5 protein-coding genes are annotated in these 12,719 nt (G+C 67.1%); all 5 read right to left on the bottom strand.

The window, feature by feature from the left end; all coding sequences use genetic code 11:
• Window positions 1–12 precede the first annotated feature (12 nt).
• Window positions 13–2,262 (bottom strand): glycogen debranching protein GlgX, encoded by a 2,250-nt coding sequence (glgX, locus tag EPN59_RS13700; protein ID WP_293043122.1) that lies wholly within the window; start codon window positions 2,260–2,262, stop codon window positions 13–15.
• 121 nt (window positions 2,263–2,383) lie between these two features.
• A complete protein-coding gene (gene glgB, locus EPN59_RS13695) occupies window positions 2,384–4,600 on the bottom strand; it encodes a 1,4-alpha-glucan branching protein GlgB (RefSeq protein WP_293043121.1) in 2,217 nt (738 codons plus the stop codon).
• The gene (gene treS / locus EPN59_RS13690) at window positions 4,593–7,985 is read right to left on the bottom strand and encodes a maltose alpha-D-glucosyltransferase (protein WP_293043126.1); all 3,393 of its coding nucleotides are present in this window, start codon (window positions 7,983–7,985) and stop codon (window positions 4,593–4,595) included. Before treS ends, glgB begins: the two co-directional genes overlap by 8 nt.
• Window positions 7,986–8,092: 107 nt before the next feature.
• Window positions 8,093–11,644, bottom strand: coding sequence for a maltotransferase domain-containing protein (locus EPN59_RS13685; protein WP_293043119.1), 3,552 nt, complete (start codon window positions 11,642–11,644; stop codon window positions 8,093–8,095).
• Window positions 11,645–11,876: 232 nt separating this feature from the next.
• Window positions 11,877–12,533, bottom strand: coding sequence for a DUF1345 domain-containing protein (locus EPN59_RS13680; protein ID WP_293043117.1), 657 nt, complete (start codon window positions 12,531–12,533; stop codon window positions 11,877–11,879).
• Window positions 12,534–12,719 lie beyond the last annotated feature (186 nt).

Here is a 12,719-nt window from a genome sequence, read left to right as displayed (position 1 = left end):
AAATTCCTGTGGCTAGGGCCTGTTCGTGTGAGCAGGCCCTGGTGCCGGGACGGCGCTCGGGCCGGGCGGGGTCCTCGGTTCCAGCGGAGTCCTCGGATCGGGCGGCAGCGGGGCGTCGTCGCGCGCCGGTTCGGCTGCTTGCGCAGGTTTGCGCAGGGGCTGTGCACACAGTACCGCTATCGCGCGCGCGGCCACCTCGAACGTGTCGCCCGGCAGCACGAACGGCGCGGCGGCGGGATGCGCGCTGTCGAGCAGCACCTCCCACTGCATGCGCGGCGTCGGCGCCGAAAACGCGACCGCGCCGGGCGAGGCATTCAGCATGATCAACAATACTTCCATTTCGCCGTCGAGGTCCGGGCCCGCGCGGCGCAGCGCGAACGCGCGCGCTTCGGGGTCCTGCCACGCTTCGGTCGAAAGCCGCTCGCCGTGCTCGTCGAACCAGTCGATATCGTGGACGCCGGGCAGCGCGTCGGGCAGCACTTCGCGCTCGCCGAACAGAAAGTGCGTTTCACGCAGCAACGGATGGTCCCGGCGCAGCGCAATCGCGCGCGCGGCGAACGCCGCCATCGCTTCGCCCTGCGGCGATTCGGCGAGCGTCCAGTCCATCCACGAAATATCGTTGTCCTGGCAGTACGCGTTGTTGTTGCCGCGCTGCGTGCGGCAGGCTTCGTCGCCCGCCACCATCATCGGCGTGCCGAGCGCGACGAAGAGCGTCGCAAGCATCGAGCGTGCCACGCGTGCGCGCGTATCGATGATCGCGGGGTCGATCGCCGGGCCTTCGATGCCCCAGTTCTCGCTCCAGTTCTCGTTGTGGCCGTCGCGATTGTCTTCGCCGTTGGCTTCGTTATGTTTGCGGTTGTACGAAACCACGTCGGCGAGCGTGTAGCCGTCGTGCGAAGTGATGAAATTGATCGACGCCCATGGCCGCCGTCTGCGTTTGTCGAACAGATCGGCCGACCCGGTGAGCCGCGCAGCCAGTTCGGGGCGCTGCCCGCGGTCGCCGCGCCAGAAGCGGCGCACGCTGTCGCGAAAGCGGTCGTTCCATTCGGAGAAACCGGGCGGATGCTGGCCCAGTTGATACCCGCCCGGCCCCACGTCCCACGGCTCGGAAATCATCTTGCACGATGCGAGCGCGGGGTCCTGGCGCAGCACGTCGAAAAAGCCGCTGTTCGGATCGAAGCCTGTGGCCTCGCGTCCGAGCGAGACGCCCAGGTCGAAACGAAAGCCGTCGATGCGGTACGACGTGGCCCAGTAGCGCAGCGAATCGGTCACCATCTGCAGCACGCGCGGATGCGAGAGATTCAGCGTGTTGCCGACGCCGGTGTCGTTGATGAAGTGGCGCTCGTCGCCTGGCACGACGCGGTAGTAGCTGGCGTTGTCGAGCCCGCGCCACGAAATCGTGGGCCCCGTTTCGCCGCCTTCGCAGGTGTGGTTGTAGACGACGTCGAGAATCACCTCGATGCCCGCCGCGTGAAGCTGGCGCACGGCGATGCGCATCATGTCGGGGTCGTAGCCGCCGAGGTACGCGGGCTCCGGCGCGAAGAACGCCGCCGTGTTGTAGCCCCAGTAGTTGCGCAGTCCACGTTCGACCAGAAAGCGCTCGTGCATGAACGCATGCACGGGCAGCAGTTCGACGGCGGTGACGCCGAGCTTGTGCAGATGCTCGATGAAGTGCGGCGTGGCGAGTCCGGCGAAGGTGCCGCGCGTGTGCGCGCGCAGGTCGTGGCGCTCGATCGAGATGCCGCGCAGATGCATTTCGTAGATCACGGTCTTGTCCCACGGCACGTTGGGGCGCACGTCGCGGGTCCAGTCGAAGCTGTCCGCGACCACCATCGCCTTGGGCATGGCCGGAGCCGAATCGCGCCGTTCGATCGAGAGGTCCGCGCGGTTGGAGTGGACGCGATAGCCGAACAGCGTGTCGGACCAGCGGAACTGGCCGACGAGCCGCCGCGCGTACGGGTCGAGCAGCAGCTTGTGCGGATTGAAGCGATGGCCCTGATGCGGCTGATACGGCCCATGCGCGCGAAAGCCGTACACGGTGCCCGGATGCGCGCCCGGCAGATAGCCGTGCCAGATTTCATCGGTGCATTCGGGCAGCGTGTAGCGCATGCGTTCCTTGCGGCCGGTGCGGTCGAAGAGACACAGCTCGATACGCCAGGCGTTGGCGGAAAACACGGCGAAATTGGTGCCGAGCCCGTCCCACGACGCGCCGAGCGGCCAGGGCATGCCCGGCAGCAGGCGCTCGGGCGCGCCGTTAGCCATGTCGATGCTCCTCGTCTTGTTCTTCGTGTTGCATCGTCGTCCCGAAGTTGCCCGTGTGTTGCTCGCGCGTCGTTTGCGTGCTGTTTCCGTGCTGTTTCCGTGTAACTCGCGCTCGCCGTCGCTACCGGACGAGGCGGAAGTACAGCGTGCCGAGCGGCGGCAGCACGAGCGCCGCCGACTGCGGCTTGCCGTGACTCGCCACGGGCTGCGTCCAGACGACGCCGCCATTGCCCATGTTCGAGCCGCCGTACCAGGCGGCGTCGGTGTTCAGCACTTCCTCCCACTGGCCGGGCTGCGGCATGCCGATGCGGTAGCCGTGGCGCGGCACAGGGGTGAAGTTGCAGACGGCGACGATCTCCCGGCCCGCGCCGTCCACGCGGCGCCATGCGAGCACGCTGTTGTCGCGGTCGTCCCCGACGAGCCATTCGAAGCCGCCCGGTTCGGCGTCGAGCGCATAGAGCGCGGGTTCGGCGCCATAGAGCCGGTTGAGGTCGCGCACGAGCTTTTGCACGCCGCGGTGCAGCGGGTCGTCGAGCAGTGCCCACTGCGGCGTGCCGTCGTGATCGAATTCGGCCCACTGCGCGAACTCGCCGCCCATGAAGAGCAGCTTCTTGCCCGGATGCGCCCACATGAAGCCGAAGTACGCGCGCAGGTTCGCGAAGCGCTGCCAGCGGTCGCCGGGCATCTTGCCGATCAGCGAGCCCTTGCCGTGCACCACTTCGTCGTGCGAAAGCGGCAGCACGAAATGCTCGGACCACGCGTAGACGAGCGCGAAGGTCATCTCGTGATGGTGGTAGCGCCGGTGAATCGGGTCTTCGTGCATGTAGTGCAGCGTGTCGTGCATCCAGCCCATGTTCCATTTGAACTGGAAGCCGAGGCCGCCGTCCTCGGGGCGCGCGGTCACGCCGGGCCAGGCGGTCGATTCTTCCGCGATCGTGATGACGCCGGGGCGTTGCGGCACGTACTGCGTTTCGTGGTTCAGGCGCTTGAGGAAGGCAATCGCTTCGAGGTTCTCGCGGCCGCCGTAGACATTCGGCACCCATTCGCCCGCCCCGCGCGAATAGTCGCGGTAGAGCATGGACGCGACGGCGTCCACGCGCAGGGCGTCGATGTGATAGCGCAGCAGCCATGCGAGCGCCGACGCGATCAGAAAGGCGCTGACCTCGCGGCGGCCGAGGTTGTAGATCATCGTGTTCCAGTCGGGGTGATAGCCCTCGCGCGGATCCGAGTGTTCGTAGAGCGCGGTGCCGTCGAAATCGATCAGGCCATGCGCGTCGTTCGGAAAATGCGCGGGCACCCAGTCGAGGATCACGCCCAGCCCCGCTTCGTGCGCGCGGTCGATGAAGGCCGCGAAGTCGAGCGGCGAACCGAGGCGCGCGGTCGGCGCGAACTGCGCGAGCGGCTGATAGCCCCACGAGCCGCCGAACGGATGCTCGGCCACCGGCATCAGCTCGATGTGCGTGAAGCCCATGCCCTGTGCGTAGGGGATCAGGCGGTCGGCGAGCGCGGACCAGTTGGGGGCGGGCGCGTCTTCGCCCTGGGTCGGCAGCCACGAGGGCGCGTGAACCTCGTACACGGCAATGGCGCTGCGCGCGCTCTGCTTTTCGCTGCGCGTGCGCAACCACTCGCGGTCGTGCCACGCAAAGTGATCGAGCGCTTCGACGGGCGCGACGATGGACGCCGTCGCGGGCGGGCTTTCCGTCTGCAGGGCGCACGGGTCGGACTTCAGCGGCAGCACGTCGCCGCGCGCGCCGAGAATCTCGTACTTGTAGCGCGCACCGGCGGCCACGCGCGGAATGAACAGCTCCCACACACCGGCTTCGTGACGCAGCCGCATCGGATGGCGGCGGCCATCCCACGCGTTGAAGTCGCCCACGACGGAGACGCGCCGTGCGTTCGGCGCCCACACGGCGAAGCGCGTGCCGGGCACGCCGTCGCAGACGAGCGGCTGCGCGCCGAGGCATTCGAGCACGGCGTACGGGTCGCCGTTCGCGAGTCTGCGCAATGCGTCTTCGGAAAGCTGCGGGCCGAACGAATAGGGGTCCTCGACTTCCTGGGTCACGCCTTGCCAGTCGATGTCGAGCCGGTAGGGCACCACCTCGGCCAGCGGCCCCGCAAAGAGTCCTGCGGGATGAATGCGCGTGAGTTCGCCGATCACGTGCGCGCGGTCGCGTGCGACGACCTGCACGCTCGCCGCGTTGGGCAGCCACGCGCGCACATAGGGCGCGCCGTCGATCATGTGCGGCCCGAGCAGCGCGAACGGATCGGTATGGCGCGCGGCGACGAGCGCGTCGATGTCCTGTTGCGCGAGGCCCGCGTTCGGTGCGCGTTCAGCCATGAGCGCCTCCCGCCGGGGGGGCGCCCGTGGGTTCCGTCGTACTCGCCGTCCCTGTTGCGCCGAGCACGCGCGCGGCGATGAGCGCGAGTCCGCGCACCGGCAGTGCGAGCCACGTGGGCCGGTTGGCCGCTTCGTAGCGGATCTCGTAGGCGGCTTTCTCGATCAGGAACAGGTCGAGCAGTTCCTGTTCGTGCGCGGCGCTCACGAGTGCGTGCGGCATGTCGGCCACGGCGGCGCGATAGTGGCTGAGAAACGCATCGGCGGCGCAGCCGCGAAAACGCTCGAACAGCGCGCGCTTGCGCTCGGCGGTTTGCTGCGGGGCGTTTTCGGTCGACGATTGTGCGGCGGCCCCCGCATACGAGAGCGAACGCAACAGACCCGCCACGTCGCGCAGCGGGCAAGTCTTCGCGCGGCGCTGCGCGAGCGGACGTGCGGGCTCGCCTTCGAAGTCGATCAGATACGCGTCACCTTGCGCGAGCAGCACCTGGCCCAGATGGAAATCGCCGTGAATGCGGATGCGCCATGCCGTCGCGTCGAGCGGCACGCGGTGTCCGATGGCCGCGATCAGCGCGTCGCGGTGGGCGACGAGGTCGCGCGCGAGTTCGCACGCGTCGTCGTCGAGCGTGTGCTGCTCGCTCGCTGTCTGCCGCGCGAGGATGTCGAGCGCGGCGGTCAGCATGGTCTTCGTTTCGGCGATCCACTTGCGCACGTCGTCGTGCGTGGCCTGAACCGGCGCGAATGCCGGATCTTCGGTCGGCGTGGCGAGCGCCGCATGCAGTTCGCCGAGCCGCTTGCCGATCACGCCGATCACCGTGCAATAGCCCTGTATCGCTTCTTCTTCGTGGGCCTGATCGGCGGCGTCGTCATCGGAGGCGAGCGCGAGTTCGTCGACGGTGCGCCGCAGATAGTCGAGCGCCCAGTCCCACGCATTGCCCTGGTTGTCGATAAAGCCCTGCAGGATCGCGAGCGTGTGCGGAACGCCCTCGGGATCGACGCGCGCGACCTCGCCGAAGAGCGGCGCCGTATTCGCGTAGCCGAGCTTCGTCAGATAGCGGCTCATTTCCACTTCGGGATGGACGCCCGGCATGAGTCTGCGCACGAGCTTGAGCACGAGCGCCTCGGCGATCACGAGCGAGCTGTTGCTCTGCTCGGCGGCGAGCCAGCGGATCTCGGGCGTCTCGCCGAGGTCGATGGCGTCGAAGCGCTCCGTGGGCCGGAAGTGGATCACGCTCTGCTGGACGGTCGGCACGGCCGCGTGTTCGCGCAGCTTGCGCAGCACGCCGTAGGCGAACCACGGCAGCGAGAAGGCGTCGGTGAGGTAGCCGATATTGCGCCCGCGCCGCACGCGCGAAAGCGCAAGCTGGATATGCAGCGGCGTCGTGGTCTCCGCGCCCCAGCTGATTGCGATGGGGAGGACGTAACGCTCGCTCGAACCATCCGAGAGTTCGGCTTCGATCTCCGTAAACGCGAAGCCGCCGCCCTGGATCGTTGTGAGCGCAGCGAGCCGCACGCGCTTGAGCGCACGGTCCTTCGACGCGAACCAGCGCCGTCGCGACAGCCACGACGGCAGCACTTCCGATTCGAGCAGCCGTACGTTCTCGGGCGTGGGGCCGACCTGCCCTTCGCGGATCACGACAGTCGCGAACTCGGGCAATTGCTCGGAAGCGGGCTGGCTCCAGGCCGGCCGCTGATTGCCCGGGCACAGCAGAAACCACAGGAAGCCGTAGGGCGGAAACGTGAGCAGATACGGCAACTGGCCGATGGGCGGAAACACCGAGTCGGCGGTCATCTCGATCGGCGACGTTCCGGCGAATTCGGAAAGATCGAGCTCGACGGCCTGCGGCGCGCGCGAAAGATTCGCGACGCACAGGATCGGCGCTTCGTCCGGCATCTCGCGCAGGTACGCGAGGATCTTGCGGTTCGCGGGCCGCAGAAAGCGGATCGTGCCGCGTCCGAAGGTCTGCTTCGCGCGGCGCGTGGCGAGCATGCGGCGCGTCCAGTTGAGCAGCGAATGCGGATCGCGGTTCTGCGCTTCGACGTTGATCGCGTCGTAGCCGTAGAGCGAGCCCATGAGCGGCGGCAGCACCAGTTGCTCGGGATCGGCGCGCGAGAAACCGCCGTTGCGGTCCGACGACCATTGCATCGGCGTGCGCACGCCGTCGCGGTCGCCGAGGTGAATGTTGTCGCCCATGCCGAGTTCGTCGCCGTAGTAGATGACCGGTGTGCCCGGCATCGACAGCAGCAGCGAATTGATGAGTTCGATGCGGCGGCGGTCGCGCTCCATGAGCGGCGCAAGGCGGCGGCGAATGCCGAGATTCAGGCGCGCGCGCCGGTCGCTCGCATAGGTGTTCCAGAGATAGTCGCGCTCGGAATCGGTGACCATCTCCAGCGTGAGTTCGTCGTGATTGCGCAGGAAGATGGCCCACTGGCAACTGGGCGGCAGATCCGGCGTCTGTTTCATGATGTCGATGATCGGAAAGCGGTCTTCGCTCGCGATCGACATATACAGGCGCGGCATCAGCGGGAAGTGGAACGCCATGTGGCATTCGTCTTCATGGCCGAAATATTCCTGCACGTCCTCGGGCCACTGGTTCGCTTCGGCGAGCAGCATGCGGTTCGGGTAGTGCGCGTCGATGGCGGCGCGAATCTGCTTGAGGATCGCATGCGTCTCGGGCAGGTTTTCGTTGTTGGTGCCTTCGCGTTCGACCAGATACGGCACGGCGTCGAGGCGCAGCCCGTCGATGCCCATGTCGAGCCAGAAGCGCATGATCTGCAGCACTTCGCGCAGCACGGCGGGATTGTCGAAGTTCAGGTCCGGCTGGTGCGCGTAGAAGCGATGCCAGAAATACGCGCCCGCGACGGGATCGTGCGTCCAGTTCGACGATTCCGTGTCGATGAAGATGATGCGTGTGTCCGCATATTTCGTGTCCGTATCGGACCACACGTAGTAGTTGCGGTGATTCGAGCCGGGCCGTGCGCGGCGCGCGCGCTGGAACCACGGATGCTGGTCCGATGTGTGATTGATGACGAGTTCGGTAATCACGCGCAGGCCGCGCGCGTGCGCTTCCTGAATGAAGCGGCGCACGTCGGCGAGCTGGCCGTAATCGGGGTGCACGTTGCGGTAGTCGGCGATGTCGTAGCCGTCGTCGCGACGCGGTGACGGATAGAAAGGCAGCAGCCAGATCGCCGTGACGCCGAGCCCCGCGATGTAGTCGAGCTTGGCGAGCAGGCCCGGAAAGTCGCCCACGCCGTCGTTGTTGCCGTCGTAGAACGACTTCACGTGCACCTGGTAGATGACCGCATCCTTGTACCAGTGCGGATCGTCGGGGAGCGGCGAAGGCTTGCCGCGCCGCTGCGCCGCGGCGCTCGCCTCGCGCGCCTGCAGCGCCGTGCTGTCGTGTGCGCCTTCGTGTGCCGCTTTCTGCGTGGCTTCGTGCGTGGCTTCGTGCGCGGCATCGCGTGCGGACGGCTCGTGAGTGGGGCGTTCGTGTTTCACGTCGCGCCTCCGGGGGGGAAATCCGCGTCGAGTTCGGGGTGGCCCTTCACGTGCTCCAGTTGCGCGCCTTCGGCTTCGGCCGGCGGCTCGTCGCGCGGCAGGCCGTGCAAGGGCTCGATGCGCCAGATCGCGAAGGGCCGCACGTGCGCTTCGAGATGCGCGTGCTGCCAGCGGCCATGCCATTCGAAGCGCTGGCCCGTGAGTTCATCGGTGACGGCGAGCGCAGCGCCGTCGTCGATCCGCCAGTGCTGGAACGTGTGCCACGAAAGTTCGAAATCGGCGCGCTGTTCGCCATACGGGTCGAGGCTGATCGCGACGACGACGACGTTGTCGCGCACCGGCGTGGCCTTTTCGAAGCAGAGAACCTGATCGTTGCGCGCGTCGAGAAACGTGACGCCGAGATGGGTTTGCAGCGCCGGATTCGCGCGCCGGATGCGGTTCAGCGCGGTGATTTCGGCGACGATGCTGCCGTGGCGGTTCCAGTCCCACGCACGAAGCTGATATTTTTCGGAGTCGAGATATTCTTCGCTGTTGGGCAGTGCGTGCCCCTCGCAGAGTTCGAAACCGCAATAGACGCCCCACAGACCGGAAAGCGTCGAGGCGAGCGCCGCGCGAATCATGAAACTCGCCCGCGTGCCGGTTTGCAGATGGCGCGGATTGATATCCGGCGTATTGACGAAGAAGTTTGGCCGATAGAAGTCGCGCACGGCGGTTTGCGTGAGTTCGGTCAGGTAATCGGTGAAATCGCGCTTCGACTCGCGCCAGGTGAAATACGTGTACGACTGCGAGAAGCCGAGCTTCGCGAGCCGGTACATGAGGTGAGGCCGCGTGAAGGCTTCGGAAAGAAAGATCACGTCGGGATGGCGCGCGCGCACGTCGGCGATCATCCATTCCCAGAACGGCAGCGGCTTCGTATGCGGGTTGTCGACGCGGAAAATGCGCACGCCCGCATCCACCCAGAACAGAATGGCGTCGCGCAGCGCGAGCCACAGGCCGGGCTTCGCATCGTGCGCGTAGAAGTCCGGGTTGACGATATCCTGGTACTTCTTCGGCGGATTCTCGGCAAAGCGCAGCGTGCCGTCGGGACGCCACGCGAACCAGCCCGGATGGGCCTTCAGCCACGGGTGATCGGGCGAGCACTGAATGGCGAAATCGAGCGCGATTTCGAGCCCGTGCTCGTGCGCGGCGGCCAGCATGCGCAGGAAATCTTCGAGCGTGCCGAGCTGCGGGTGAATCGCCGTATGGCCGCCTTCCGCCGCGCCGATCGCATACGGGCTGCCCACGTCGTCCGGCTGCGCCGCGAGGGCGTTATTGCGCCCCTTGCGGTTGGTCACGCCGATCGGATGGATCGGCGGGAAATACAGCACGTCGAAACCCATGTCGCGAATGCGCGGCAGCTTCGCAATCACGTCGTCGAAACCGCCGTGGCGCGATTCGTCGTCGCTCATCGAACGCGGGAAGATCTCGTACCAGCTCGCAAAGCGCGCGGCGCGGCGTTCGGCGTCCACGCGGCGCACGTGTGCATCGCGCGAGAGGAACGGGCGATGATGCGCGGCGCGCACGGCGGCTGCCGTCGCCGGGGCCGCGAGCACGGCGCAGCGCGTGTCCGTATCCGCGCCGACAAAGCGCCGCGCAATCGTATCGAGCGCGGCCACCACGGCGGCGTGGTCGCCGCCCGGTTCGTTGCCCGTTGCGTTGCGTGCGGCCTGCGTGTCGTGAGCCTCGGGCGCGTCGGATGTTTCGGCGGTCGCGAGCAACAGCGCGAGAAGACGGCTCGCTTCCTCCATCTCCAGATCGACGCTCTGGTTTGCCGCGCGTTTCTTGTGCACGTGTTCGACGAGCGAAGCAAAGTCGTCGCGCCACGCGATCACGACGAATTCGTGGCGTCCGATGCGTTCGAGCGGAAAGTGTCCGCTCCACAGGTCGGTGCCCGCGGGCGGCACGGGTGTCATCGGCGACTCGTGCCATGCGGTTTCGTCGGCGGCGCGCCACAGCACGGCGGCGTCGATATGGTCGTGGCCATCGGCGAAGATCGCCGCGCGCACTTCGACGCGCTCGCCCACGGTGCGCTTCGCCACGAAGCGGCCTTCATCGACGGAAGGCGTCACGCTCTCGATGGCGATGCGCGGCGCACTGAGCGCATCGATCACGCTCTTGTGGCCGCTCGTGCGCGTCTTCGCAACGTCTTCAGACGGCGCAAGCTCGACGATGGGGGCCGCGAGCGCGCGCAACATCCAGCACGCGCCCGCAGGCAGCGTGAAGGTGTCGGGCACTGCGCTTGCGTCGCGCGTCGCGGCGGCGCGTGCGCCACGCAACGTTTCGGCATCGAGCGGCGCAAAGCGCGTGAAGCCGCCTGGCACGCCGTCGAGCAGACGCGCCATGTCCACGCGCACGGGCGCGGCGAGCGCGGGATTGATGAGTGTGAGCACGGCGTCTTCGGCGTCGCGCAGATCCGCGCGGTCGCCGCGCAGCAGGGCTGCGACCGGCGCGCCAGGGCCGTTCAGCGCGCGCAATTCGCCGTTGGTCTGCAAGGTCCACGTTTCGCGCTGCAAGGCGTTCGCGTGCGCGATGTCGGCGGACAGATCGAACGGCGCGCGCGCCCTGGCGGTCTCCCAGTCCGCTGCGCTGCCGCCCGCATGCTCGACGATTTCGCTCACGCCGTATTCGAAGCCCATCGGCACGAGCCAGCCCGTGCCGAGCGCCGCCGCCGCGCGCAACATGCGCCGGTAGGCCCGCTCGATTGCGCGCGCATCGGCAGCGCCTTCCTGGTCGTGCACGTAACGCGTGCCATACGGGGCTTCGGGAAACGCCACAGGCGAGCCGACGTGCCGCAGCACGTCGTGTTCCTCCACCATCCAGCTCGCCGCATAGTCCCACCAGCGCAGCGACGTGAAGGCGGCGTCGAACCCCACGCCTTCCAGCTGGGCGATGGCGGGACGCGCGAGTCCCGGCGTGGCGGCAAGCCAGCGCGCGTCGGGCTGGCGTTGGCGCACGGTGTCGAAGATGCGGCGCAACACGTCTCGCGGCGTGCAATGCGGCGAGTCGATGCGAAATCCGCCAATGCCGGCCTGCACGAGTTCGATCATGCGCTGCGCCCACCACGCAGCGAGCGGCGCGCCCGCGCGGGCGAAATCGGCGTAGGCGACATTGGCGTCGCTATGGCCGTGGCGCGGATCGAGCCGCGCGTCTTCGGGCTCGAACGGATGAAACCACTCGTGATGCGCGGCGTAAAGCACGCCATCGGCGGCGGTGCGGTCGAGCGTGAGATCGGCGAGCAGCGTGATGTCGCGCTCGCGTGCGGCTTGCGCGAGCGTGCGCAGCGCAACGTCGGCCGATTGCGACGTTCCGAAGCCAGGGTGCAGGCGCGCATGATCGGCGACGATGCGGCCGTCGCCGGAGAGGCCGGGCGCGAACAGCGCGCCGATCAGCACATGATCGAAGCCGAGCGAGGCGGCGTGCGCGAAGAGCGCAGGCCATGCGTCGAGTGGCCCGACATGGACGGAATGGACGAAATAGATCCGCGGCGCATAGGCGTGGGGAGGTTCCATCAGTCGTCTTCCAGATACGTCGGACAACGTGGATGCCGCCTGCTGCGATCACGTTGCCCGGAGGGTGCCGGAGCGTGCCGCGCTGCGCTCGCCGCGGCGCGTCTAGTTCAATGTAGTGCAGAAGACGGCCGGAGCCAAACCACGAAGCACGCCGGACGCCTTGCTCGCGAGGCGAGCAAGGGCCATGCCTGAAGACGGCGTAAAAGCCGTGAAGACGGATGTGTGCGAACGCTCAGCCGCCGACCATGCTTGCGACGATGTTCACGCACAGGCCGAGTACGGCGACGTTGAAATAGAACGAGAGGATCGATTGCGCGAGGACGCCGCGCCGTGCGCTGCGCCCGCGCACGCTGATGTCGGCGGTCTGCGATGCCGCGGCGATCGTAAAGGCGAAATACAGGAAGTCCCAGTAGTTGGGCTGAAAGTTATCGTCGGGAAACATGAGGACAGGCGCATTCTGGTCGGAGCCGTAGTAGATGCGCGCGTAATGCAGCGTGAAGATGGTCGGAATCAGGAACCACGCGCCGATCAGCGTGAGGCCGGTGATGGCCGAATGCAGCAGCTTCGATGCAATGCCGAGCTCCCTGGTCGTGCCCAGTTCCAGCACGATGGCGAAAATACTCGCGACAGTGGCCACGCAGATCACGAACAGCACCGCAACCGCGTTCTCGTCTTCGCGCTGCGCGTGATGGCGCACGTCATCGTCGGTCGCGAAAGCCATGTGAAACCAGATGAGCACGAGATAGACCCACACCGCCGCGTCCCAGCCGAGCAGCGCGCGCGCCGAAAGCGAGAGCGCAACGGGAGACAGGAGGCCGGCCACGACGCCGGCGGCGAGCCCCAGCATCATGTGCGGGCGGTTGCGAAGCACCTGCGGATAGATATTCATGCGGTATCGATGTCCTGTGCGGGGCGAGTGTAGGCGATTGGGCGCAATTTTATCGCTTGCATCCCGCGAATCGATGCGATGCGGGATGCGTGCCGGGCGATTTGTCTGATGAAGCGGGCAGGGACTATATTGCTTGCGCGGTAAATCATTGCCGCCAGTCTCGCCTGTGAGGCGCAAAGGTCGTGC

It is taken from the genome of Paraburkholderia sp. (assembly GCF_004298475.1).
In the GTDB taxonomy this organism is placed as follows: domain Bacteria; phylum Pseudomonadota; class Gammaproteobacteria; order Burkholderiales; family Burkholderiaceae; genus Paraburkholderia; species Paraburkholderia denitrificans.
The sequence above is the reverse complement of the archived record's forward strand: the minus strand, read 5'-3'. Positions and strand labels throughout refer to the sequence as shown.